26 protein-coding genes are annotated in these 23,989 nt (G+C 69.9%); 14 read left to right on the forward strand and 12 right to left on the reverse strand.

The features are described 5' to 3' along the window. The 4 genes from ACIA47_RS23515 (at position 1) to mshC (ending at position 3,558) form a co-directional block, all read left to right on the forward strand. The gene (locus tag ACIA47_RS23515; RefSeq protein WP_203123818.1) at positions 1 to 705 is read left to right on the forward strand and encodes an MSMEG_4193 family putative phosphomutase; all 705 of its coding nucleotides are present in this window, start codon (positions 1 to 3) and stop codon (positions 703 to 705) included. A 157-nt stretch (positions 706 to 862) separates the two neighbouring features. After that, entirely contained in the window at positions 863 to 1,438 is a 576-nt protein-coding gene (locus tag ACIA47_RS23520; protein WP_396710675.1) for a DUF3090 domain-containing protein, read from the forward strand. Continuing rightward, positions 1,435 to 2,253 carry an SCO1664 family protein gene (locus tag ACIA47_RS23525; protein ID WP_203123814.1) on the forward strand — a complete coding sequence of 273 codons (819 nt, stop codon included), beginning with the start codon at positions 1,435 to 1,437 and terminating at the stop codon, positions 2,251 to 2,253. Before ACIA47_RS23520 ends, ACIA47_RS23525 begins: the two co-directional genes overlap by 4 nt. A 66-nt stretch (positions 2,254 to 2,319) precedes the next feature. Further along, the gene (mshC, locus tag ACIA47_RS23530; RefSeq protein WP_396710677.1) at positions 2,320 to 3,558 is read left to right on the forward strand and encodes a cysteine--1-D-myo-inosityl 2-amino-2-deoxy-alpha-D-glucopyranoside ligase; all 1,239 of its coding nucleotides are present in this window, start codon (positions 2,320 to 2,322) and stop codon (positions 3,556 to 3,558) included. Between the two features lie 401 nt (positions 3,559 to 3,959). On the opposite strand, the gene ACIA47_RS23535 is transcribed toward mshC, so the two are convergent. Together ACIA47_RS23535 and ACIA47_RS23540 are read right to left on the reverse strand one after the other, a co-directional pair. After that, the gene (locus ACIA47_RS23535) at positions 3,960 to 4,751 is read right to left on the reverse strand and encodes a GntR family transcriptional regulator (RefSeq protein WP_203124606.1); all 792 of its coding nucleotides are present in this window, start codon (positions 4,749 to 4,751) and stop codon (positions 3,960 to 3,962) included. Between the two features lie 123 nt (positions 4,752 to 4,874). Beyond that, positions 4,875 to 5,744, reverse strand: coding sequence for a PAC2 family protein (locus ACIA47_RS23540; protein ID WP_030332815.1), 870 nt, complete (start codon positions 5,742 to 5,744; stop codon positions 4,875 to 4,877). 276 nt (positions 5,745 to 6,020) lie between these two features. Between ACIA47_RS23540 and metH the strand changes: the two genes are divergently transcribed. After that, positions 6,021 to 9,521: a methionine synthase gene (metH, locus tag ACIA47_RS23545; protein WP_396710811.1), complete on the forward strand. Its 3,501-nt coding sequence runs from the start codon at positions 6,021 to 6,023 to the stop codon at positions 9,519 to 9,521. Between the two features lie 43 nt (positions 9,522 to 9,564). Here metH and ACIA47_RS23550 read toward each other — a convergent pair whose 3' ends face one another. Next, on the reverse strand, positions 9,565 to 10,710 hold the full coding sequence (locus ACIA47_RS23550; RefSeq protein WP_396710680.1) for a tyrosine-type recombinase/integrase: 1,146 nt from the start codon (positions 10,708 to 10,710) through the stop codon (positions 9,565 to 9,567). Next, positions 10,697 to 11,152: a helix-turn-helix transcriptional regulator gene (locus ACIA47_RS23555; RefSeq protein ID WP_396710682.1), complete on the reverse strand. Its 456-nt coding sequence runs from the start codon at positions 11,150 to 11,152 to the stop codon at positions 10,697 to 10,699. Before ACIA47_RS23555 ends, ACIA47_RS23550 begins: the two co-directional genes overlap by 14 nt. Before the next feature lie 117 nt (positions 11,153 to 11,269). On the opposite strand from ACIA47_RS23555, the gene ACIA47_RS23560 reads away from it, so the two are divergent. The 7 genes from ACIA47_RS23560 to ACIA47_RS23590 all read left to right on the forward strand — a co-directional run bounded on the left by ACIA47_RS23560 (position 11,270) and on the right by ACIA47_RS23590 (position 16,473). Then, a complete protein-coding gene (locus ACIA47_RS23560) occupies positions 11,270 to 11,467 on the forward strand; it encodes a helix-turn-helix transcriptional regulator (protein ID WP_396710684.1) in 198 nt (65 codons plus the stop codon). 192 nt (positions 11,468 to 11,659) lie between these two features. Next, positions 11,660 to 13,066 carry an AAA family ATPase gene (locus tag ACIA47_RS23565; RefSeq protein ID WP_396710686.1) on the forward strand — a complete coding sequence of 469 codons (1,407 nt, stop codon included), beginning with the start codon at positions 11,660 to 11,662 and terminating at the stop codon, positions 13,064 to 13,066. A gap of 203 nt (positions 13,067 to 13,269) precedes the next feature. After that, a complete protein-coding gene (locus tag ACIA47_RS23570; protein WP_396710688.1) occupies positions 13,270 to 13,461 on the forward strand; it encodes a hypothetical protein in 192 nt (63 codons plus the stop codon). Then, positions 13,458 to 13,649 carry a hypothetical protein gene (locus ACIA47_RS23575; protein WP_396710690.1) on the forward strand — a complete coding sequence of 64 codons (192 nt, stop codon included), beginning with the start codon at positions 13,458 to 13,460 and terminating at the stop codon, positions 13,647 to 13,649. The genes ACIA47_RS23570 and ACIA47_RS23575 overlap by 4 nt, the downstream gene beginning before the upstream one ends. Positions 13,650 to 14,100: 451 nt before the next feature. Further along, positions 14,101 to 14,361 carry a hypothetical protein gene (locus ACIA47_RS23580; protein ID WP_396710692.1) on the forward strand — a complete coding sequence of 87 codons (261 nt, stop codon included), beginning with the start codon at positions 14,101 to 14,103 and terminating at the stop codon, positions 14,359 to 14,361. Then, a complete protein-coding gene (locus tag ACIA47_RS23585) occupies positions 14,358 to 14,804 on the forward strand; it encodes a hypothetical protein (RefSeq protein WP_396710694.1) in 447 nt (148 codons plus the stop codon). Before ACIA47_RS23580 ends, ACIA47_RS23585 begins: the two co-directional genes overlap by 4 nt. Positions 14,805 to 14,970: 166 nt before the next feature. Beyond that, complete coding sequence (locus ACIA47_RS23590) at positions 14,971 to 16,473, forward strand: phage major capsid protein (protein WP_396710696.1); 1,503 nt, start codon at positions 14,971 to 14,973, stop codon at positions 16,471 to 16,473. Positions 16,474 to 16,796: 323 nt separating this feature from the next. Here the strand turns inward: ACIA47_RS23590 and ACIA47_RS23595 are convergent, their stop codons facing one another. Further along, positions 16,797 to 17,027: a GntR family transcriptional regulator gene (locus tag ACIA47_RS23595; protein WP_396710698.1), complete on the reverse strand. Its 231-nt coding sequence runs from the start codon at positions 17,025 to 17,027 to the stop codon at positions 16,797 to 16,799. Positions 17,028 to 17,246: 219 nt separating this feature from the next. Between ACIA47_RS23595 and ACIA47_RS23600 the strand changes: the two genes are divergently transcribed. Beyond that, on the forward strand, positions 17,247 to 17,414 hold the full coding sequence (locus ACIA47_RS23600) for a hypothetical protein (protein ID WP_396710700.1): 168 nt from the start codon (positions 17,247 to 17,249) through the stop codon (positions 17,412 to 17,414). Positions 17,415 to 17,756: 342 nt separating this feature from the next. Here ACIA47_RS23600 and ACIA47_RS23605 read toward each other — a convergent pair whose 3' ends face one another. From ACIA47_RS23605 to ACIA47_RS23620, 4 genes are read right to left on the reverse strand one after another with little or no spacing between them, the layout of a single operon-like run. Then, a complete protein-coding gene (locus ACIA47_RS23605; protein WP_396710702.1) occupies positions 17,757 to 18,665 on the reverse strand; it encodes a DUF2637 domain-containing protein in 909 nt (302 codons plus the stop codon). Further along, on the reverse strand, positions 18,662 to 19,030 hold the full coding sequence (locus ACIA47_RS23610) for a hypothetical protein (RefSeq protein ID WP_396710704.1): 369 nt from the start codon (positions 19,028 to 19,030) through the stop codon (positions 18,662 to 18,664). Before ACIA47_RS23610 ends, ACIA47_RS23605 begins: the two co-directional genes overlap by 4 nt. Further along, on the reverse strand, positions 19,027 to 19,218 hold the full coding sequence (locus ACIA47_RS23615) for a hypothetical protein (RefSeq protein WP_396710706.1): 192 nt from the start codon (positions 19,216 to 19,218) through the stop codon (positions 19,027 to 19,029). The genes ACIA47_RS23610 and ACIA47_RS23615 overlap by 4 nt, the downstream gene beginning before the upstream one ends. Next, complete coding sequence (locus ACIA47_RS23620; RefSeq protein WP_396710708.1) at positions 19,215 to 19,475, reverse strand: hypothetical protein; 261 nt, start codon at positions 19,473 to 19,475, stop codon at positions 19,215 to 19,217. Before ACIA47_RS23620 ends, ACIA47_RS23615 begins: the two co-directional genes overlap by 4 nt. A 1,111-nt stretch (positions 19,476 to 20,586) precedes the next feature. Between ACIA47_RS23620 and ACIA47_RS23625 the strand changes: the two genes are divergently transcribed. Continuing rightward, positions 20,587 to 20,946, forward strand: coding sequence for a hypothetical protein (locus ACIA47_RS23625; RefSeq protein WP_396710710.1), 360 nt, complete (start codon positions 20,587 to 20,589; stop codon positions 20,944 to 20,946). A gap of 185 nt (positions 20,947 to 21,131) precedes the next feature. Here the strand turns inward: ACIA47_RS23625 and ACIA47_RS23630 are convergent, their stop codons facing one another. From ACIA47_RS23630 to ACIA47_RS23640, 3 genes are all read right to left on the reverse strand, one after another. Then, positions 21,132 to 21,794: a hypothetical protein gene (locus tag ACIA47_RS23630; protein ID WP_396710712.1), complete on the reverse strand. Its 663-nt coding sequence runs from the start codon at positions 21,792 to 21,794 to the stop codon at positions 21,132 to 21,134. A 456-nt stretch (positions 21,795 to 22,250) separates the two neighbouring features. After that, positions 22,251 to 22,829, reverse strand: coding sequence for an HD family hydrolase (locus ACIA47_RS23635; protein ID WP_396710714.1), 579 nt, complete (start codon positions 22,827 to 22,829; stop codon positions 22,251 to 22,253). Next, positions 22,826 to 23,953 (reverse strand): helix-turn-helix domain-containing protein, encoded by a 1,128-nt coding sequence (locus ACIA47_RS23640; protein ID WP_396710716.1) that lies wholly within the window; start codon positions 23,951 to 23,953, stop codon positions 22,826 to 22,828. Before ACIA47_RS23640 ends, ACIA47_RS23635 begins: the two co-directional genes overlap by 4 nt. Positions 23,954 to 23,989: the final 36 nt, after the last annotated feature.

The following is a 23,989-nucleotide window of genomic DNA, read 5'->3' on the forward strand; positions in this document are numbered from 1 at the left end:
GTGGCGACCCTTCTGCTTCTGCGACACGGCCGAACCACGGCGAACGCCGATGGCGGTCTGGCCGGCCGCCAGCCTGTCGAGTTGGACGACACCGGGCGCGCCCAGGCCACAGCGGTCGGCGAGCGGCTGCGGGCGGTGCCGCTGGCCGCCGTGGTGACCAGCCCGCTGATCCGCTGCCGGCAGACCCTGGAATTGGCGCTCCCGCAGGCCACCCCGGTGGTCGAGGACGGCCTGATCGAGTGCGACTACGGCAGCTGGGAGGGGCAGCCGCTGAAGAAGCTGGCCAAGGAGCCGCTCTGGCCGGTGGTCCAGCAGCACCCCAGCGCGGCGGTCTTCCCGGGTGGGGAGGCGATGGCGGCGATGGCGGCACGTGCAGTGGCGGCGGTTCGAGCCTGGGACGCCCGGGTGAACGCCGAACACGGGCCCGCGGCGGTCTGGTTGGCGTGCAGCCACGGCGATGTGATCAAGGCCATCGTGGCGGACGCGCTCGGCGTACACCTGGATGCCTTTCAGCGGATCGTGGCCGACCCGGCGTCGGTGACGGCGATTCGGTTCACGCCGCTGCGTCCGTTTCTGGTGCGGCTCAACGACACCGGTGGCGACCTGGCGGCGCTGGTGCCGCCGCCAGCCAAGCGGCGTCGGCGCGCGAACCGCGTGGCCGACTCGGACGCGGCCGTCGGCGGTGGAGCGGGTGCGTCACGGTGAGGCGCGTCACGACACCACCCCCGGCCGGAGCGTCAGCGCACGCCGGAAAGGCCGCCACGCCCGGGTATAGCCCCTCGTACGCCGGGCGCGCCGCCGCTGCGGCGATTCGCGTCGGTGGGGTGCGCGGTGCCAGGGCGGGCCGGATAGGGTCGTGGGTATGACCCACCAGGTGCACGCCTTCGAACCGCCGGAGCGGTTCGTCGCCGGGACTGTCGGGCCGCCGGGGGAGCGCACGTTCTTCCTGCAGGCCCGCGGCGGCGGCAGGCTGGTCAGCGTCGCGCTGGAGAAGGTCCAGGTGTCCCTGCTCGCCGAGAAGCTTGAGGAGCTGCTCACCGAGGCCCAGCGTCGCTTCGGGGTGGACCTGCCCGAGTTGGCGCCGGTGATCGGCGACAACGAGCCGCTGGACACTCCGGTCGACGAGGAGTTCCGGGTCGGGACGCTCGGGCTGGCCTTCGACGTGGACACCGCGACAGTGGTGATCGAGGCGATCGCGACGGGCGAGGTGGAGCCCGAGGTCGAGCTCGGCGACGACGACGAGGACGACGACGAGGACGAAGAGCCGGACGAGGACCTGGATCGGCTCCGGGTCCGGCTCACCCCGCAGGCGACCCGCCAGTTCATCGAGCGGGCCCGGCGAGTGGTCAACGCGGGCCGGCCACCGTGCCCGCTCTGCGGCCAACCGTTGGACCCCGCCGGGCACCTCTGCCCGCGGCACAACGGTTATCACCGGTGACCTCGTCCGACCTTCAGCCTCGCCAGGACGGCGACGCCGCGCTGCGGCTGCTGCGTGACGGCGTCCTCGACCTGGAGGGTCGGCTGGTCGACGCGTCGAACACGACGCTGCGCGGCATCCTGACCCTGGACGGGTTGACCGCCCGCTGCGTCTACAAGCCGGTCCGGGGCGAGCGCCCCCTCTGGGACTTCCCCGACGGCACGCTGGCTGGTCGGGAGGTCTCGGCGTACCTGGTCTCCCGGGCCACCGGGTGGGACCTGGTGCCGCCCACCGTGCTGCGGGACGGCCCGTTCGGCCCCGGCTCCTGCCAGCTGTGGATCGACGAGCCGGAGGACGCCGAACCGCTTGTCGGTTTCCTGCCCGCCGGGGAGTTGCCGCCACGCTGGATCCCGATCGCCGCGGCCCGGGACGACGACGGCGCCGCGTACGCCCTCGCGCACGCCGACGACCCGCGGCTGGCCCGGCTCGCGGTGCTCGACGCGGTGCTCAACAACGCCGACCGCAAGGGCGGTCACGTGCTCGTCGGTGCCGACGACCGGATCTACGGCGTGGACCACGGGGTGAGCTTCCACGTGGAGGACAAGCTACGCACGGTGCTCTGGGGTTGGGCCGGCAAGCGGCTGCCCGCGGACGCCGTGGAGATGCTCGACGCACTGGCCGGGCAGGTCGCCGGTGGGCTCGGCGCGGAGTTGGCCGACCATCTGACGATCAGTGAGGTGGCCGAGGTGGCCGCCCGGGTCGACCGGCTGCGCGAGACCGGCTGCTTCCCCCAGCCTCCGGAGGACTGGCCGGCGATGCCCTGGCCGCCCATGTGACCCGCTGTCATCTTGATCACCCGTGAGGTGCTCCGGGGTCGTCGCCGGGCTGGCTAGGCTGATCCCATGGAGTCTTGGGCGGGACACGAGGTGCCACGGCTGCCGGGCAGGGGCGAGCCACTGGCGTTGTACGACTCGGCGCGGCAGGGCGTCCACCCGAGTGAGCCGGCCGACGCGGGAAGCATGTACGTCTGCGGCATCACCCCGTACGACGCCACGCACCTCGGTCACGCCGCCACCATGATCACCTTCGACCTGGTGCAGCGGATGTGGCGCGACGCCGGCCGCCCGGTGCGCTATGTGCAGAACGTCACCGACATCGACGACCCACTGCTGGAGCGGGCCGCCCGCGACGGCGAGGACTGGGTGGTCCTGGCGATGCGCGAGACGGCGCTGTTCCGGGAGGACATGGAGGCGCTGCGGATCATCCCGCCGGCGCACTACGTGGGCGCTGTCGAGTCGATCCCGGACATCGCCGACAAGGTCGAGGTGCTGCTCAAGGACGGCGCCGCGTACCGGCTCGACGACGGCACCGGCGACGTCTACTTTGACATCTCCGCCACGCCCAGCTTCGGCTACGAGTCGAACCTGACCCGCGAGCAGATGCTGGAGATCTTCCCCGAGCGCGGCGGCGATCCCGACCGGGCCGGCAAGCGGGACCCACTTGACCCGCTGCTGTGGCGCGGCGCCCGCGAGGGCGAACCGTCCTGGCCGGGCGGCGAGCTGGGCCCGGGCCGCCCCGGCTGGCACATCGAGTGCGCGGTGATCGCGCTCAACCTGCTCGGCGACCGGATCGACGTGCAGGGCGGCGGCAACGACCTGCTGTTCCCGCACCACGAGGCATCCGCCGCGCACGCCGAGCGTCTCACCGGCCAGGCGCCGTTCGCCGAGCACTACGTGCACGCCGGGATGATCGGCCTGGACGGTGAGAAGATGTCCAAGTCCCGCGGCAACCTGGTCTTCGTGTCCCGGCTGCGCGCCGACAAGGTCGACCCGATGGCGATCCGGCTGGCGCTGATCTCCGGGCACTACCGCAGCGACCGCACCTGGACCGACGACCTGCTCACCGCCGCGTACGAGCGCCTGGACCGTTGGCGGCGGGCTGCCGCCGCCCCTGCCGGGCCGTCCGGGGCTGAGCTGCTGGCCGAGGTACGCGCACGCCTGGCCGACGACCTGGACACCCCCGGAGCCCTGGCCGCAGCCGACCGTTGGGCGGAGGCGACCCTCGCCGGCGCCACCGACGACCCGGATGCCCCGGCCTTGTTCGCCAAGACGGTGGACGCCCTCCTCGGCATCCGCCTGTAGCCCAAACGCGCTGGCTGGCGTGCCCGTGCTGGCTCGCGTGCCCGTGCTGGCTCGCGTGCCCGTGCTGGCTCGCGTGCCCGTGCTGGCTCGCGTGCCCGCGCTGGCTCGCGTGCCCGCGTGCTCGCGTGCCCGCGCTGGCCCGCGTCGATCAAGGAGTTGTGGTGGCCGGTGTGAGGTGCTGTGCCCCTGATGCGGGGCACCGCAACTCCATGATCGACGCAGCGGTCCGGGAGGGCCGTGTCGCTGTGGGCCGCGCTCCCGCGCCTCGCCGTCGATCTTGCACTTTCTGACGTTACGAAAGCCGCCAGGCGGGGCAAAAGGGCAGCAGGAAGTGCAAGATCGCCGGGCCGGGCCGGGCCGGGCCGGAGCGGGCTGGGCTGGGGCTGGGTGCGAGGTTGGGGTCAGCCCAGGACCAGGCCGGGGTCGGGGTCCGGGTCGGGGGTCTGGCCGGGGATCTTGTACTCCTCGGTGAGGGTGGTCATGGGGCCGGGCCAGGTCGCCTGGGACACCTCGATCGGCTTGCGGTGCGCGTCGTACGCGACGTGCAGCAGGTGCAGCACCGGGGTGTCCGGCCGGATCTGGAGCGTCTCGGCCTCCTCCCGGCTCGGCTGGCGGGCGCTGATCGTGTCGGTGGCCGAGATGTAGCGCCGTCCGGTCGCTTCCTCGGCCTCCTGGTAGAGCGGCCGGCCGAACGCCTCGGTGCGCTCCAGGGAGGTGCCGGCGGTGTCGCGGGGCAGAAACCAGGAGGCGCCCACCTCGACGGGAGAGTCGTCGGTGCGGACGAGGTGCCGACGGCAGAGCAGGTTGGTGCCGTCGGACACGCCGAAGGCGTCGGCCACCTCGGCGGGGGCGGGGGCGTGCCCAACGGAGACGAGCTGTTGGCGGTATCGGGCGGCCAGGTCGGTGTGGTAGCCGCGGAAGCCGCCGTACCGGCCTCGGGAGAGGCGGTTGAGGCGGCGGCGGGTGCCTCGGACGTACGTACCGGAGCCGGGTTTGGTGATCAGGATGCCCTCGACCCGCAGCTGGTCGACGGCGCGTTGCACGGTCTGCTTGGCGACGCCGAACATCTCGGCGATGGCCGGGATGGACGGAAGCCGCTCGCCCGGCCCCCAGTCCCCGCGGCGGACCTGGGCCTTGAGTTGCGCGGCGATCTGTCGGTGCGGGAACTCCGCGGCCCCGGGATTGATCTGCACACTCGCCTCCTTGATCACATCTAGGTTCCTAGGATGCCCTAGCGGGTGTGACGGCGCCACCCCGGACACGCCAAAACGGGCCCCCGAACCACAAGAGGTCCGAAGGCCCGCAGCGAAGCAGTGCTACCAGGAGCCGGCGGTGGGGCCGGCCGAACCGCCCCGGCGGCGCAGGTACTTCTCGAACTCCTGGGCGATCTCGTCACCGGTCAACGGGGTGATCCCCTCGTCGCCGACCCGTTCTTCCAGCTCGCGGACGTACTCGCCCAACTCGGCGTCCTGCTCGGCGGCGCTGCGCACCCGCTGCTCCCACTCGGCGGACTCCTCGGCCAGGTCGGCCATCGGCACCGGCAGGTCGACGACCTCCTCGACCCGGTGCAGCAGGGCGAGGGTGGCCTTCGGGCAAGGCGGGTTGTTGGCGTAGTGCGGCACGTGCACCCAGAACGAGACGGCGTCCACCTCGGCGCGGGTGCAGGCGTCGTGCAGCACGCCGACGATGCCGGTCGGCCCGTCGTACCGGGTGGGGGTGAGTTGGTAGCGCTCGGCGGCCTGCGCGTCGGAGGCGCTGCCGCTGATCGGCAGCGGCCGGGTGTACGGCACGTCGGCCAGCAACGCGCCGAGCAGCACCACCCGTTCCACCTCCAGACTGTGGCAGATCTCCAGCACCTGCTCGCAGAACGTCCGCCAGCGCATGCTCGGCTCGATGCCGCGGATCAGCACCACGTCACGGTCGGTGCCCTCCGGGCTGGCCACCATGAACCGGGTCGTCGGCCACTCCACCCGCCGGGTCTCCCCGTCGGCCATGGTGATGGTGGGCCGGCTGACCTGGAAGTCGTAGAAGTCCTCCGGATCCAGCTCGGCGATCTGCCGGGCGTTCCAGACCTGCTCCAGGTGCTCGACCGCGGCGGTGGACGCGTCGGCGGCGTCGTTCCAGCCCTCGAACGCGGCGATCGCCACCGGGGACCGCAGCACCGGCAGTCCGTCGAACTCGGTCACGCCGTCACCTCACCCTGCTCGTCGCGGCTGGCGCCGGGACCGCGCCCGGTCGTCATACCGTGTGGCACGGCGGCGTCCCTGTTGTCCTTCACGTCCGTCAGCCTACGTGCAGGGCAAGGGTGCGGCCCGTCGGCCGCGCCGGTCGGCCGCTCCGGCAGCAGGTCATACCCGAACGAACCAGACAGGGTGATCCCCGTGACACAATAGGGGATCGCTCGAGGATGGTCGTGGAGTCCGGCCGAATCGCACTAACCTGAACGGGTGCGGACTTCATTGATGGATGTGCTGGCTGATCGCATTCTCATCGCCGACGGCGCGATGGGCACGATGCTTCAGGCCGCGGACCTCACGCTCGACGACTTCGACGGGCTGGAGGGGTGCAACGAGATTCTCAACGTCACCCGTCCGGGCGTGGTGCGCGGGGTGCACGACGCCTACCTGGCCGTCGGTGCCGACTGCGTGGAGACCAACACCTTCGGGGCCAACCTCGCCAACCTCGCCGAGTACGACATCCCGCACCGCATCCGCGAGTTGTCCGAGGCGGGCGCCCGGATCGCCCGGGAGGCCGCCGACGCGGCCAGCACCTCGGAGCGGCCCCGGTTCGTGCTCGGCTCGATCGGGCCGGGCACCAAGCTGCCCACCCTCGGGCACGCCGGTTACGCGACGCTGCGCGACGCCTACCAGGAGAACGCCGCGGGTCTGATCGTCGGCGGCGCGGACGCGCTGATCATCGAGACCTGCCAGGACCTGCTTCAGGTCAAGGCGGCCGTGGTCGGGTCGAAGCGGGCGATGGCCGAGCTGGGCCAGTCGGTGCCGATCATCTGTCACGTGGCGGTGGAGACCACCGGCACCATGCTGGTCGGCAGCGAGATCGGGGCGGCCCTCGCCGCGATCGAGCCGCTCGGCGTGGACCTGATCGGGCTCAACTGCTCGACCGGCCCGGCCGAGATGAGCGAGCACCTGCGCTACCTGTCGCAGCACTCCCGCATCCCGCTGTCGGTGATGCCGAACGCCGGCCTGCCGGTGCTGACCGCCGACGGGGCGTACTTCCCGCTGACTCCAGTGGAGCTGGCCGAGGCCCTGGAGCGGTTCATCACCGAGTACGGCGTGGGGCTGGTCGGCGGCTGCTGCGGCACCACCCCGGAGCACATCCGGGTGCTGGCCGAGCGGCTGCACGGCGTCACCGCCCCGGCCCGCGAGCCCCGGCACGAGGCGGGCGTCTCCTCGGTCTACCACCCGGTGCCGTTCGCCCAGGACGCGTCGGTGCTGATGGTGGGGGAGCGGACCAACGCCAACGGCTCGAAGGCGTTTCGGGAGGCGATGCTCGCCGGCGACTGGCGGGCCTGTGTGGAGATCGCCCGCAGTCAAGCGCGCGACGGCTCGCACCTGCTCGACCTGTGCGTGGACTACGTCGGCCGCGACGGCACGCAGGACATGCGGGAGCTGGCCGGCCGGTTCGCCACCGCGTCCACCCTGCCGATCATGTTGGACTCCACCGAGCCGAACGTGGTGGAGGCCGGCTTGGAGATGCTCGGCGGCCGCTGTGTGGTCAACTCGGTGAACTTCGAGGACGGCGACGGCCCCGAATCCCGGTACGCGCGGGTGATGCCGATCGTCCGTGAGCACGGCGCGGCGGTGGTGGCGCTGCTCATCGACGAGGAGGGCCAGGCTCGTACCCAGGAGTGGAAGGTCCGGGTCGCGGCGCGGTTGATCGACGACCTGACCGGCCGGTGGGGCATGGACCGCGCCGACATCCTGATCGACGCGCTGACCTTCCCGATCGCCACCGGGCAGGAGGAGACCCGCCGCGACGGCATCGAGACGATCGAGGCGATCCGGGAGATTTCCCGCCGCTACCCGGGTGTCAACTTCACCCTGGGCATCTCGAACATCTCGTTCGGGCTCAACCCGGCGGCCCGGCAGGTGCTCAACTCGGTGTTCCTGCACGAGTGCGTGCAGGCCGGCCTGACCTCGGCGATCGTGCACGCCAGCAAGATCCTGCCGATGTCGAAGATCCCCGACGCGCAGCGCGAGGTCGCCCTGGACCTGGTGTACGACCGGCGCCGCGAGGGGTACGACCCGGTGCAGCGTTTCCTGGAGTTGTTCGAGGGCGTCGACGTGACCAGCGCCCGGGCCAGCCGCGCGCAGGAGTTGGCGGCGCTGCCGTTGGACGAGCGGCTCAAGCGGCGGATCATCGACGGTGAGCGCAACGGCCTGGAGGCCGACCTGGATGAGGCGATGGCCGGCGGCCGGTCCCCACTGTCCATCATCAACGACATCCTGCTGGACGGCATGAAGGTGGTTGGCGAGCTGTTCGGCTCCGGCCAGATGCAGCTGCCGTTCGTGCTCCAGTCCGCCGAGGTGATGAAGACCGCGGTGGCGTACCTGGAGCCGTACATGGAAACTGCGGAGGACGGCGGCAAGGGCCGCATCGTGCTCGCCACCGTGCGCGGCGACGTGCACGACATCGGCAAGAACCTGGTCGACATCATCCTGTCCAACAACGGCTACGAGGTGGTGAACATCGGCATCAAGCAGCCGATCAGCGCCATCCTGGACGCCGCCGAGCAGCACCGCGCCGACGCGATCGGCATGTCCGGGCTGCTGGTGAAGAGCACGGTCATCATGAAGGAGAACCTGGCCGAGATGGCCACCCGCGGGGTCGCGGAGCGTTGGCCCGTCCTGCTGGGTGGGGCGGCGCTGACCCGCGCGTACGTCGAGGACGACCTGCGCTCGACGTTCCCCGGGCAGGTGCACTACGCGCGGGACGCGTTCGAGGGTCTGTCCCTGATGGACCGGGTGATGACCGCCAAGCGCGGCGGCGCCCCGGTGATCGACCCGGAGCGGGAGGCGGCTCTCGCGGCCCGGCGGGCGCGCCGGGAACGGCAGCGCTCGATGGTCACCACGTCGCTGCCGGAGCTGCACGACTCCTCGGTCCGCTCCGACGTGGCCGCCGACGTGGCGGTGCCCACCCCGCCGTTCTTCGGCACCCGGGTGGTCAAGGGCGTGCCGATGGCCGACTACGCGGCGCTGCTCGACGAGCGGGCCACCTTCTCCGGGCAGTGGGGGCTGCGCGGGGCCCGGGGCGGCAGCGGACCCTCCTACGAGGAACTTGTCGAAACCGAGGGCCGGCCGCGTCTGCGGTACTGGCTGGACCGGCTGATCGCCGACCAGGTCCTTGAGGCAGCCGTGGTGTACGGCTACTTCCCCGCGTACTCCGAAGGCAATGACCTGGTGGTGTTCGACGAGAACGGGCACGCGGAGCGCGCCCGGTTCTCCTTCCCCCGGCAGCGGCAGGAGCGGCGGCTCTGCCTGGCGGACTTCTTCAGGCCCCAGGGCGACCAGCTCGATGTGGTCGCGTTGCAACTGGTCACCGTCGGCCAGCCGGTCAGCGAGTACGCGGCGAAGCTGTTCGCCCGCAACGAGTACCGCGACTACCTGGAGGTGCACGGGCTCTCGGTGCAGCTCACCGAGGCCCTCGCCGAATACTGGCACCAGCGCATCCGCGCCGAGATGACCCTGCCCGACGGTCGCCCGCTGGGGCACGACGACCCGGCGGACCTGGCCGGCATCCTGCACAACGACTACCGGGGCTGCCGGTACGCGTTCGGCTACCCGGCCTGCCCCGACCTGGAAGACCGGGCGAAGATCGTGGACTTGCTCGGCGCCGACCGGATCGGGGTCGAGCTGTCCGAGGAGTTCCAGCTCATGCCGGAGCAGGCCACCGACGCGATCGTGGTCCACCACCCGGAGGCGAACTACTTCAACGCCAAATGACATTCAGCGGCGGTGCACGTGCTCTGAGCTGCGCAAACATTGATCAAGCCTCCTTCGCGGGGCGCGAGCGGGGCACATCCCGGCGGAAAGCATCGTCGATCGCCTGGCGCGACCGGTCGTCGTCGTCCGGCCATAGGTGCGCGTAGACCCTCAACGTCATCGACGCGTCCTTGTGGCCGAGCAGCTTCGCCACGATCTTCGGTCCCAGGCCAGCCCGGATAAGCAGCGACGCGTACGTGTGCCGCAGGTCGTGCATCCCCGCCGCCGGTACGCCGGCCGCCTTCCGTGCCGGGTTCCAGACGTCGGCGTTGAAGGCGCTCCGGAGCAGCGGCTGCCCGGCGCCGTCGGTGAACACGAGCCGGGCCTTCCGGCGGACGGGTCGCTTCCCAGTGACGTCGAGCACCTCGACTTCCCGCACGGGGAACTCGGCCAGGTGCGCGGCCAGCTCGTCGACGACCACCTGGCCGACCGGCACCGTCCGGTGGCTGTGCCGGTTCTTCGGCGGGCACACCTTCACACCGCCGCCAGCGGTGGGCTGGACTTGCTGGCTGACGGTGATCTCGCGGCGTAGGAAGTCGATGCCGGGCACCTCCAGGCCGAAGATCTCGCCCTGCCGTAGTCCGGATCCGGCGTCGGCCGCGATCAGCGCGCGATACCGGCTCGGTACGGCGCCCGCGAGCGCGTCGACCTGGTCGAGCAGCAGAGGCACCACCTCGGCGAGGGGGAGTTCCGGCAGCTTCACCCCGATGCACGGGTCGTGACCGATGGCCCGGTCGCGCACCGCCGCGCGGAAGATCGCGCGCAGGGTCGCCCACACCGGGCGCACCGACGACGGAGCGAGGTCGAGCGAGGTCACGAACGCCTGCAGCTCGCTGTTACGGACCGCCGCCATCGGCCGGTCGCCCAGCCGGGGGTAGACGTGACAGTGAAGCTGGCTCTTCGTGCGGCTCGCGGTGTTCTCCCGGTGCACCGCGGCGGCGCGCCACGCCTCGGCGTACTCCCGCAGCGTGACTTTGCCGGCCTTCGGGTCGATGTACTGGCCGGTGTTCAGCTTGTGCTCGACCTCGGCCCGGTAGCGGTCAGCGTCGGCCTTGCGGGCGAACGACTTCTTGCGCTGCTGCCCGGCCTCGTCGCGCCACCGGCAGACGTATCCCGGGCGGCCGTCCTTCCGGCGCTCAACGCTCGCCATCGTCGGCAGCCTCTCCGGGCTGCCAGCGCGACCCGTGGCCGAACCGCTGGCGGAAGGTCCGCTCGTCAACCTCGCTGAAGAACACCCGGATGTCGGTCTCGGCGAGAGGCTGCTCACCGCCGAACCACCGCCGAACGTCGTCGGCGTGCACCTGGGGGTACGTCTCTCCGGCCGCGTCGGGCCGGGGTGAGGCTACGACCGTGACGGTGCTTGCGCGCGGCGGGACGAACAGGTGCACCGGTGCGACGTCGAGAACGTAGGCGAGTGCGACCGCCTCGTCGAGGCTGACGGACTGGCGCTGGCCGTTCTCCAGCTTCGTCACGACCTGCCGCTCCCACGGCACACCGACGGCCGTCATCTCTTCGGCGAGGCGTTGCGCCGACCAGCCGCGGCGCTTGCGCAGCTCACGTACGCGCTCGGAGACGTTCGCGGTCCAGGTCATCGGTTGCCGTTCCCTTCGGTTGGTCGCTGAAAGAACATTCTCGCTCTATCTTGACGCATCCGCAAGGGGTCCACCATGATCTCTCTGAGACGTTTTCAGATCCTCGAAGGGACAGGGATGGTCGACAGAAGATCGTTGGCAACGCCCGGGGAGGTGGGCGTGTACCTCGGTGTGCCGGAGAAGACGCTCACGCAGTGGCGCTACCTCCGCAAGGGACCGCGGTTCACGAAGGTCGGGCGGCACGTCCGATACCGGTGGAACGACGTCGAGGCGTGGCTCGACACCCAGTCGTCGGCGGGACCCCGTGCCGCGTGACGACGTCCCGCCGCGACCGGGCGGTCGTGACACCGCCGCGACGCCGGACCAGTGGGCCGAGACGTACCGCGACGCTGAGCGGTGGGTGGACTGGACAGCGCGCCGCCGGTGGCCGGCGTTCCCGGTGAACAACCAGATCTGGGCGATGTCCGTCGCCAGTTGGTACCAAAACGGCCGGTCGGGACGTGCCGCGTGACGGACCAGCTCGCCGTCGACGTCGACCAGGCCGACCCGGCCGTTGAGGCAGAGCGCTTCGTCCTCGGTGCGCTGCTGATCGAGATCGACCGGAACCCGGGCGCTGACGATCTGGTCGGCACTGACTTCTACCTCCCTCGGCACGCGGTCATCTTCAAGGCGATCCGCGAGGGCCTGGCCGCCGGCGACCCGGTCGACCCGATCGCCGTTGGCGATCGGCTGCGCGAGACCGGGGACCTCCAGCGGTGCGGCGGCCTGCCGTACCTGCACCAGTGCGCGTCAGTCGCGCTGGGCAGTGCTGGGACCGTCGCGTACCACTCCGGGATCGTCCGGGCCGCGGCGGCGAGGCGGGCGCGTGAGCGCCTGGTCGCGCAGCTCGGGCAGATCGTGGCCAGCGACGACCAGTGGGTGAAGCGCGGGCCGGACCTGCTCGAGCAGCTCGCCGGCCAGCGCGTCGCCTTGACGACAGAGTCCGACGACGAGGCGCTCGACTGGTCGACGTTCCTTGCGCAGGATCTCGCCGCCGCCGACTGGGCTGCGGGCCAACTCATCGAGAACGGTCAGCAGGCGGCACTGGTCGGTAGTGGCAAGGTCGGCAAGAGTCTGTTCAGCCTCGACTGGGCGGTGCACCTCGCCGCTGGCCTGCCGTTCCTCGGCGACCAGGCGCGGCCGCCGGCCAACGTCCTGTACGTCGATCAGGAGAACGCACGCGACGAGATCCAGCATCGGCTCCACTCGTTGGGCCACGGCCCTGACCGGCTCGGCCGACTCACCTATCTGTCGTATCCGCGCATCGGCCCGTTGGACACCCGGGAGGGTGCTGCCGCACTGCTGGCCCGCGTGGACCGATACCAGCCTCGCTGGGTCTTTCTGGACACCGTGAGCCGGTTCATCTCCGGCAAGGAGAACGAGTCCGATACCTGGCTCGCGCTCTACAGCCACACGTTGCAGCAGTTGAAGGCGCGCGGGATCGGCTGCGTCCGGCTCGACCACTTCGGTAAGGACGAGGGGCGGGGCGCCCGCGGCAACTCGGCGAAGACGCAGGACGTCGACGCGGTCTGGGAGCTGACCGGGTCCGGGAAGGATCTGCGGCTGCGCCGCACGCACACGCGGGCCGGCATCGGTGACGACGATGTGTGGCTGTTGCGCCACGGCGCACCCCGGCAGCCTGCGTCGACCTGGCACGAGCGGGTCAACGCGCCGGCGCTCGAGGAGGGCCCCGGGTGGATCCTCGCCCAGCAGATCTCCGCCCGGCTGGACGCCGCTGGTGTCGAGCGATCCGCCGGCCGCGACCGACTAAAGGAGGCCGGCAAGCCCCTCGGGATCAAGGTCAGCAACGAGGTCTGGTCGGAGGTCGCGCGGCTCCGGAAGGCGGGCGGAGGTAGTCCCGATGCGCTGCTCTGAACTGTCCGGGACAGGTCCCAAGATCAGGACAGGTCAGCGGCTGTCCCGAGCGATCAGGACAGGTCACGCATCAGCCCAGCTCAGACCTGTCCCGGACAGGTTCAGGACAGGTTCAGGACAGTGCAGCCCTGACCTGTCCTGTCCCCACCCCACTCGAAGAGTGGGGACAGGTCGGGGCACCCATCAAGGATTTGGAGTAGTCAATGACCGAGAAAGAGATGCAGCAGTGGATCCAGCGCCTGGAATCCAGCGTGGCTAAGACCATGAAGCGGCGCGCCGACCGGCGGCAGGTCCGCGCACAACAGGCCGCAGCCCGCACCGCCGGACTCGTCGAGCGCCACCGCGCACGCCTCAACCGCACCACACCCGCACCCGACGGACCGGAAGCAGCATGAGCACCGACGTCGACGACCAGGGCGTGCCGCGCCCACAGCCGCCCTGCTGCCGCGACTCCGGCCACCCCGACGGGTGCCCCCAACACAACCAGGCGCTCTCGGTGCTCGACCCGCGCCGCGCCCGCCGACGGCGCACCACCACACCCAAGCAGACCACGCCCCCACCCGACGGACCGGAGGCAGCGTGACCGACCTGACCCGCACCGCCGCGCTGCTCTGCGCAGCCCTCGACGACGACGACCCCGAAGGCGCGGCGGCCATCGCCCTGCAAGCCGACCCGTTCGATCGGGACCCGTGCCTACGGCAGCGAGCAAGCGCTGCGCGCTGCGCTCAGAGACGCGCTCATCGGACCGATAGGGGGTCCGGAATGACGGAGAGTGAAGGGTCGGCCACCCCAAGCGAAGCTATGAATTCGCGCTGTGCATCGCGGATGTTCGCGTCACGTGACGTATCGCGTGACGCGCGACAGGGAGGACGAACCCGTGACGCGATACGCGCCGCGTATCGCACCGAGGAAAACGCGCCCCTGCCGATCGAGCGCGGGGAGAGATCTCGCCACGGCACTACTGGGGTGGCCGTGCTCCTCGTGATCGTCGCTGACAACCCGCATCCCCCCGTGACACCCGAGAGGACTTTTCCGTGACCGTGACATCGACTGTGACTCTGGTCAGGACCCGCGCGCAGGCGGTCGACTGGCCGCGCGTCCTGCTGCTCGCGCTGATCATCTGGCCGCTGGTGCTCTTCGCCGCGGCGCGGTACGTGCTGCGGGCGGCCGGTTGGGTGGCTTCGCACCTGTGGGCGGCGGGCATGGTCGGCTGGGACCTCGCTGGTCCGGAGAGGCCGCCAGGGTCGCCGCGGAGCGCCCCGCAGGCTCGGCCGGTGAGCGGGTGGCAGCGATGAGGCGGGACCTGCCGCTGTGGCCGATGGACGCGCCCGCGTGGCGGCTGCTGCACAGCCACTACGTGGACGCTGTGGCCGCGCGCCGGCTCGGGGGTCTACCCAGGGACCTCGAAGGCTTCCTGACCGCTGTGATGGCCGGTGAGGTGGGCGTGGTGGCCACGGTGACGGCGGACGGCCTGGCGTACGTGGTGATGCGCCGGACGGGCGGCGACGTCGCGACGGTGCCGGTGACGACCAGGCCGATGGACTCGACCGGGCCGGCCGGCGGGGCGTTCGTGCCCGTGGTCGGCGGTGGCCGGCAGGTGCCGCTGTGTCGGGTGCGCGCGAAGGAGCTGGGTCTGTCGCGGCGGCTGGTGGAGTCGGAGACGGCACGGGTGGAGCTGATGCGCGCTACCGACAACGTGCCGGACGACCTGTCGGGGTTGTCGGGGTCGGCGCTATGATCATCGGAGTACCGGCAGCGGGTGAGTGCTCCGCACCCCGCAGCACCGGACCTGTGAGTGCTCCGCACCGGGTCAGGACGCCGATACGGAACGGCGCTCGCCGCGCATCAGCCGCGCGGGCGCGACTCTTCCGTCACTCGCACCTGACCTGTTGGAGCACACCATCATGAGCATCCCCACCGCCGACGAGCTGCGTCGGCAGATCGACGTCGAGCACCCCACCGCCGAGGACCTGGCCCGCGTGCGCACCGCGATGGGTCAGTGGGCCAGCGAGATCATGGCCAGCAACCGCGAGCTCGGCGACCGCGAGCCGATGGCCAGTGAGCAGCGAGCGCGTACGAAGCTCGCCAACGATGCGTACGCCGTGGACAACCTGATCCGCGAGATCGAGGCCAAGCTGCCGATGGACCCGGCTGACCGGAAGATCCGGTTCAGTCAGGAGTCGGACGTTGCCGGGCAGGACCCGGGCAAGGTCGGCGCCGGCGGCCGGTTCGGTGGTGACTGCGGCCAGGCGCTGCGGACCATCGACGGCATGCGCAACGTGCCCGATGAGGGCCGGGAACTGCTCGCCCGCGCGATCGACGACGCTGCGAGCCTCGAGCTCGTCGACGAGCTCGACCAGCTGTCCCGGTACGTGGTCGTCGCCTCGAACCCGCACTACGCCCGCGCGGTGGGCAAGCTGTTCCGTGACCCGCTCAACGGGCACCGCGAGTTCACCACCGACGAGCTGCGCGCCTACCAGGCCGCGCAGGCCTACCAGCGAACCGCCGCCCGGCACGAGCGGGCGATGGACTCGACGGTTGGTAGCTCTGGTGGGTTCATGCTGCCGACGCACCTCGACCCGAACGTGATCCTGACCAACGCCGGTGTCGTCGACCCGATGCGGCTGCTCGCCCGCAAGGCGCTCATCTCGACGCTGGTGTGGAACGGCGTCACCTCGGCCGGCGTCACCGCGTCGTGGGACGCGCAGAACGCGCAGGTTTCCGACGACACCCCGGTTCTGGCCGACGCGAGCGTGCCGACGCACAAGGGCTCGGCGTTCGTCGCCGCGTCGATCGAGACGGCGCAGGACACCAGCATTGCCGGGCAGCTCGGCGAGATGTTCGTCGACGCGAAGATGCGCCTGGAGGGCACGGCGTTCACCACCGGCAGCGGTACGGGTGAGCCGACCGGCGTGATCACCACGCTCGGTGGCAGCTCGCAGGAGGTCGCCCCGGCGGTCGCGGAGACGTTCGGCCGCGCCGACGTAATCGCCGTGCAGGAGGCGGTGCCGGCCCGCTGGCGGCCGAACGCCAACTTCATGGCCCACCTGGCGATGCTCAACAAGATGCGGGACATGCCGCGGCTGCCGTCGGGCACCGAGGTGCCCCTGGTGGACGACTCCGGCCCGATCCCGCGGGCGCGGGGCTGGTCGATCTACGAGAACTCCGGCATGGACGGGGCGATCAACCCGGCCGCGACCGCGTCGAACTACGTACTGCTCGGTGGTGACTTCCGGCAGTATCTGGTGGTCGACCGGGTCGGCGCGACGGTGGAGTACATCCCGCACCTGTTCGGAGCGAACGGCCGCCCGACGGGCACCCGTGGCTGGTACATGTACTGGCGCACCGGCGGCGAGGTTCTCGTGCCGGACGCGTTCCGCCTCCTGGACGTGGTCACCACCGCCTGACCCCACCCGATCTCTGCGACGCGGCGCGTCAACCTCACCGCGGCTTTGGCGAACCCCAGGGCCGGGCAACGGATGGAAGGCGCCGAGGGCTAATCCTTTGAGGGCCCGCTGACGCGACCTGCGCGCCGCGTCGCAGCACCCCACCGGGCCGGGAGGGCTCATGGCTCACAAGCGCGCACCGGCACCCATGCGGGTCGCCGGCGCCGGCCCAGCCGGCGCAACTGGCCCACGGCCAGGCGGACCACCGCGACCGACCGGACCGGCCGGACCGCGGCCGAAGTAGGCAGGCGCCCACCGGCTGGCTGATGGCCCGCTGGTGGGCGCTACTCGTCTGGCCCCTCGACGAACACGCCAGCACCCGGGACGCCGTAGGTCAGGCCGCGCTCCCGCAGCAGGATGTGCACCTTCGCGATGGTGCCCACCGCCACCGAGTACAGCTCAGCGAGCTCACGGCTCGACGGCAGCTTCGTGTGGGGCGGGTACTCGCCGGACGCCATCCGGGCCGCCAGATCGTTCGTGATCTGTTCGTAGGTCATCCGGCGAGCGGGCGTCATGGTGGTTGCTCCTGAGCGTTGATCGGCAGGCATTGCACCATGTGGACACTCGGGCGGCAACGGCCCACTCAGCCTCTGTGCATAGCCTGTAGAGGCTGTATAGGCTGCATAAGGTGACCGACTGACTCGGGAGAGTGATCACCAATGCGCCCCTGTCCCCGCGCACGACACACCCGCAAGCGCCCCGCCGAGCAGTCCGACGGACCGGAAGCTGACCCGGTGACAGTCGCTCCGGACCCGGACCCGGATGAGGTCCTGGAAATCGCCATCGACGCCAACTTCAACCGGGTGCTGCGCAGCTCAAGCAGGCCGGAGCGGCAGATCATCGTCGGCCCAGAAGCGTGGGCGGCGTTCGTGGCGAGCATCCGCGCCGGTCAGACCTTCTGATGTACGGGGGCGTCGACACCTCAGTCGGTCGGCCCCCGCCGTCCGGCCCGTCCCGGTGCATGGGCTGCGCGTCGTGGATGGACCGCGGGCACAACTGCGGCGGCGACAAGATTCCCGACCAGGGCCTCGGCTGGTGGTGCGACTGCCCCGAGGACGAATGCCGCCGGCGGCAGGCCGGGCAGTGGCCGACCGCGCCCAAGCGCCAGCGAGCGGGGCGGCCGAAGACGTGACGAGGGGTGGCCGGTGGGCAAGCACCGGCCACCCCTCGATCCTGCGGGGACCGTCGATGTGCCAGATCAACGACGGGCGCCCGTGGGAGATCGCGCAACCGAGGTGGCGCGATCAGGTCCCGCGAGCCACGCGGCTGGACGACGCGATTCGGCCGCCGAGCTCGACGAGGCAGATGGAGGCGACGACCACCAGGCCGTCGACCGACAGCGGGAGCAGGTACTGCGCGCCGCCGGTCTCGCCGTACTCGCTGGCCACGCTCGCCATGTGCCAGTAGCTGACCCACGCGGCGATCCCGGCGATCAGCGCGGTGGCCGCCCACCGCGTGATCGCCAGGTGTCGGCGGTGCACCGGCACTCGGGAGATCAGCTCGACGGTCAGCAGCAGCGCCAGCGGCGACCACGCGCTGATGATCTGGCTGATCAGCTCGTCGCGGGCGTGCAGCACGTTCCCGGCGATCGACGCGGCCACCCCGAGGGCGAGCACGGCCCGGACCGCCCAGCGGACCCTCAGGAGCTGCGAGCGCTCGCCCGGCGTACCCGGGTGTCCGTGCGTCACCACCTGCGGCGATGTCTCCGGACCCGGGTTGCGGTCGGGCTGCTGGGGCACGCCGGGCGTGCCCGGGTCCGGATCCGGGTCTGCGGTGGGCTCGACGAAGACCGGTCGCAGGTCCGGACCGCCCTGGAATTGCGCGCCCGGGTTCGCATTTGGTACTGCGCTGAGGCTGAGATTCGGCACGTGGGTGCCGAACTCTGCGGGTAACTCCGGGGCGAAATCCGTATCGGCCGTACGGATTTCGGGGTCGGTCGGCGCGTCGGATTCTGCAGGAGACTGCGCGATCTGGGACTCGGCCCGGAGCCGGTCGAGCAACTCGCCGGCCTTCGGTGCGCCGATGCGGTACTCCCGCATCAGCCGGTTCCGCGACGGGACCTCGCCCAGCTCGACGACGAGCGTCCGCGCGGCCGGCAGCAGCTCGCCGACGGCCTGCGGGTAGCGGGTGCCGTTGACAGTCGGGGCGGTCACTGGGCATCCCCCCGCAACCATGCCTCCAGCTCGTCGACCAGCTGCCCGCCGTCGACGTGAGCCAGCGGCGTGGCGCCGGCCGCGTCGGCGACGTCGAGCAGGTCGTCGCCGGCGGCTTGACGGGACAGCTCCTCGAGGAGCGACGGATCGCCGTTCGCTGCTGCGTCGGCCGCCGACGCCAGTCGGGTGATTTGCTCGTCGCGCTGGCGGGTCCGCTCCTGGGCGTCGGCATACCCCGCCGCGTACCCGATGTCAAAGACGTCGTCGACCTGCTTGTCGGCATGCCGGCGCCCAGCGATCCGGGACCGCTGGGCCGGCCGCCGGGTCGACGGGGTCGGTCGCCACCACCGCTCAGCCCGGCTCATCGGGTGCCCCGCTCGTCGGCCAGTGCCCGGCACAGCCGCTCGATCGCGCGGACCTGACGGTGGGCGGCGCGGCCAGCGCGTCGACCCTCGACCGAGGTCAGCGGGTGGCGGCCGAACTGACGCTCCGACTCGCCGTACCGGGCGACCATCGCGACGATCGCGCGGAACAGTTGCTCGCGCCGGCTCATCGCGCGCCGCCGAAGTTGCCGGTGAGGTAGGCGTAGAACTCGCTGCACGTCCGGTTGATGCCCGGCAGCATCTCGATGCGGTACGCGGTCAGGTTGACCGTCCAGGCCGCCGCGATGACGTCGGTCTCGTGCGAGGTGCACGCGTAGACCGACGCGTCCAGCGAGCCGAAGGCGTCGCCGTCGACGGGGGTGTAGATCTCGATTCGCCCGGTGGCCGGCTGGTCACACGAGGGCAGGGGGAAGGGTATCTTGCCCATGGGTCGCCTCCTGGGGCGATCAAGGGCCCGGCCAGCGGTTGCGTCGCTGCGTCCGGGCCCGCCTACTTGGCGGGGGCGCGCGGGGCACATCCGGGGCACATGCCACCGGGAATCCACGCGATCTAATGAGAGATGGTGAGTGCCATTTCGGCTGCTCACGGGCCATGTTTGGCCATCACCGCAGGTCGGAAGCCTGCTCGTATCTCTTCAACGCCAAGTGACGGGCGCAGGTGCCCTGACCTGCACCTTAGGCCGTCCGGAAGGCCGTTGAACCATGATCATGCCGTCTCCAGGCCGTCAGCGGCTTCCGGGTCGTCATTGGCGGCCTGGTTCTCACCGAAGGCGGTGTCGATGGCGCGGCGCGTTCGGTCCTCGCTGGTCGGTAGGAGATGCGTGTAGGTCCGCGGGGTGAACCCGGGGTCGGCGTGGCCGAGGTATGTCGACAGGACCTTGATGCTCTCCCCGGCGTCCAGGAGGACCGAGGCGTAGGTGTGTTGAACTTTGAGCGACTGAGCGGCACGCCGTCAGCGGTGGTCAGGTAGAGCGTGACGGTCGTGGGGTCACCAGTCAGCGTTCCCCAGGGCAGGGTGACCTCTACGGGGGCGTACTGCTTGGCGTGGTCGCCCAGGCGGCGGGCTACTGAGGCGGGGAGGGGAACCTCCCGGGTCCTGCCACCTCTGGGCGGGGCGAGAATGAGCGCGCCGCGCCCGAGTTTGATCTGACGGACGACTCGGAGGGACGGCCGGGTCGCGTCCAGGTCGTCAGGGCTTACGGAGAAGATTCCTCCCTGTCGCAGTCCGCAGCCCGCGCCTAGGTCGATGGCGACTCGGTAGCGGTTTGGCCGTTTGGAGCGGAACGCGGCGAGCCGGTCGACTGACCACGGCTGCACCTTGGTGGGGACGTGCCTGGGGCGTTGAATGCTCTTGGCTGTGAACGGATTGCTGACGATCTTCTTATCGTCTACGGCGGCGTTGAGAATCATCGACACGTCGCTGAACAGCACCCGGCGGTAGCCAGGGGACAGTCCTTTCTCCTGCAACCCGCGCGCCCACGCTCGGACCGTCGCCGGTTGGATTAACGCGACCGGCTTGTCACCGAGGGCCGGATACACGTGCAGCCGAAGTTCGTATTCGATGCGGTCGCGGGTGAGGAGATCGGTCGTGGCGGCAGCGAGCCATTCGTTGGCGTACTGCCTGAAGGTCGTCCGGCCAGCATCGGGGTCGACATAGGTGCCATGCTTCGGGAGCGGAACGGCTGGAATGACGTGCTACGGCTGTCGGCCTACGGCCTCACGTTCTTCGACGTGGAGAAGCACGAGAAGCTATGCGTGATGATGGACCGAGTCGCCAGTGCGGAGCTGTCGCCCTCCGAGCCTGGCGCAGTGGGCCGGCGATGGCTTCGCTCGATCGACGAGGTCGCTTGGCGGCTATACATGATGGCGGAGTCCCAGCGGCCTCACACTCGTGAGTGATTAACTGGGTGACGACCAGCACGAGCGCCAGTGGACGTCCACGGACCACTGCGGACCAGCCACGCAGCTAGCTGCACTTGGCGACACAGGTCAAGGAGCCGTGTTGGTTGCCTGGGGGTCGAGGGGTCACCGGATGAAGCGGTTGCCCGCGTCCAGATGTTGGACTCGCAGAATTATTCTTGAAGTTAGTCCATTTCAGCCTCCGCCCGTCGAAGTCGGCTCCGTATCCTCTTGGCTTCTATGAGACCTAAAAGCACAGCAATCCCAACGGCCGCCAGCGCTGCGGCGAAATAAGCATATCCATTCGAGGGGCTAACTGATACTGCAATGAGCCATGCTGCGGTGAAGGCAACGGTTCCTCCCACGAGAATGGTAAGAATTAGAGCATTTACTGCGAGGCTCTGTACGGTCGAGCCTGCGTATCCAACTGCGTTCATTCTGGGAAACCTGGTATCGGTTGACAGGAGCAATGCCCTCCCTATTGTTGGGTCGCTTTCCACAAAGAAGCCCCGAATTGCATTCATGGCCCGCACATACTTGCGGCCCTGAATTTGGAAGTCCAGAGCGCGAAGGTAAGCTATATATGCCAGCAAAAATGTGGGAATGCCGAGTGCAAGGATTGCCCCAGACACCGCCTTCGCGCTCGAATTCTGGGATAAGAGTGCACCGATGAATGCCGCTCCAGCCGCCTGAAGTCCAATGATGAACTGGACGCGTTTTTCGACAATGGAATAAGCCAGGCTGCGGAGTTCTCGGATCGATTCGAACTCCGCGAGAAGGAACTGGACCGACGACTCTTGAATGAACTGCTTCTGGCGAATCGGACCTGGCATGGCTTCCGGCATCACTCACCAACCTCCACGGCTGAGGCTTTCTCGCACATTTAGCTAGCTGGTAGCAAACCCACCGTCGCAGGTCGATGCAAGGAGGATCCCGATCAGAGGTAGGGGGTGGGGCAGCAGCTGACGGAAGCCTGCACACCGCCGAGCGCGGGCAGCGCTGACAGCAACCACCCGGGACGAGGAAGGTCCCAGGCCGCCCAGCACGGACAACCCTCCGAGGTCGCAGACGTGGACGGACTCCGCCGGACGGAGCGACCAGAACTGACAAGCGAAGAGTCCAAACCTCGCCGCTAGAGCAGTCGAGGGCCAAGATCATGCCGTCTCCAGGCCGTCATAGAGGGGAACCCGCAGTGCCCAACGTTGACTATCAATGCCACACGTAACAGCAGCTCAGAAGCCAAGTCGTCCGCTTTGATCGACTACGCCCCGCCGCTGATCAATACAACGCCAAGTGTTGAACGCTTACGCCTGGGGTGGGGGAGTGAGCCAGGCCAGGGGTTGTCCGCTGAGGGCGGCGTCGGCAAGGCGGTGGGCGCTGGCGGTCTTGAGAGCGCCTCGTGAGCTGTCGATCCAGCGCTGCACGTTGTTGACGCCTTGGTGGCGGTATTCGACGGCTTGGATGAGGCATTCCAGCTTGTCAGCGTCACGGGCGACGACGGCTTCCAGTGTCTCGCCAGCTTCGTATTCGGCGACGGCGGCGGTGATCACGTCGGCGACGGCTGGGGGACAGGCGGCGACCTGGTCGGCGGTGACGGCGGTGTTGGGTACGGCGGTGAGGTAGCGCTTGGCGATGTGTGGGATGTCGGTTATTCGGGTTTCCTGGGTGTCGTGCAGGGTGCAGAGCATCGACACTCGGGCTGGGTCGGCGCCCTCCATCGCGGCGAGCATCATTCCGATGAGCGCCGTTCGGAAGGAGTGCTCGGCGATGGACTCGGGTTGCTTGACGCCGGCGAACCACCAGCCGGTCCGGGCGGCGCGTTTGAGGACGCCAGCTTCGAAGATGAAGTTCATCGCTCCGGCGGCGTCGTGGTCGTCGGTCATCTGCCCGTCCCTGTGCCGGTGAGTCCGTCCGCCCGCAGGCTGTAGACGATAGAGGTTAGTTCCTGCCGCGACTGCGCGGAGATCCGGTCACTGTCCAGGAGCGGGACACTGCGGTCGAGGAGCGCCCGAGTCGCGGCGGGGTTGTCGAGAGCGAGACCGCGTCGTGCGGCCAGCAGAGCCCAGACGTTGTGGATGTTGAGGTCCACGAAGGGATGCCCAGTTTCGAGGCGATGGACCAGGTGCTGAAGAAGGATCGAGCCATGCCAGTCAGCGAGCGCTTGGGGCATGAAGGAGTCGTCGCGGTGGCGGTAGGGGATCTCGCCCACCCAGTAGGCCGAGTAGTTGAGGGCTGCTCGCTCGCAGGCGTCGTCGGGGTGTGCGCGAGCGATGAAGTCTCGTAACGGTTCCGGGTCGCCCTGGTTGGCGAGGGACGTGACGACGGAGCGGGCGTCGGGCCACAGCGGTGACCAGGTGCGGAAGGTGGTCGTGCGGTGTGCTCGGGCCGTGGTCTGGGTGAGCCAACCTGCTGCTGCCTTGGTGGGGTCCATGCCGGCAAGGAAGCAGGCTTGCCGGTGCAGCAGCACGTTCCGATGCCGTCCGGCGGCGGCGCGATCGGCGAGCACGTGAAGGTGAGCGAAGAACGCTCGTTGCTCGTCGACGGGCAGGTTCGGCCCGGATGCGACTGGACCCCGCCGGGGATGGGCGATGGGTAGCCCTCTGGCGAAGGTCGGTGTCTGCCCGAGGACGGCCCAGAGGATCAAGTCGGTCAGACGGTGGGTGAGTACGGACCAGCCCAGCGGCTGTTCGGCGATGTCGCAGCGGCCCACATGTTCGTTGAGGACGGCGGCGAGGATGAGATCGGCCTCAGCGGCGTCGTCAAGTGCTGCGAGCAGGAGTGTGTTCGCGCCGAGCCGTCCGAGCCGGCGTCGGACGGCGATCGCCTGCCCGAGCGGTACCGCGGTGAATGGCCGGCGCCCGGACTCCCAGCTCTGCACGGTCACGCGATCGACGTCCAGGTCGACGGCGAGCTGCTCCTGCGTGAGCGGGATGGACTCCCGGATCAGCTTGAACAGGTAGCCGGTCACCTCGCCGCGATGCGGTGCTGATCGTCCGGGACCTCTCATGCGTCATTGCGGTACTGCTGGCATCAGACGAGGCGT

The organism is Micromonospora sp. NPDC051227 (assembly GCF_044455385.1).
GTDB lineage: Bacteria > Actinomycetota > Actinomycetes > Mycobacteriales > Micromonosporaceae > Micromonospora.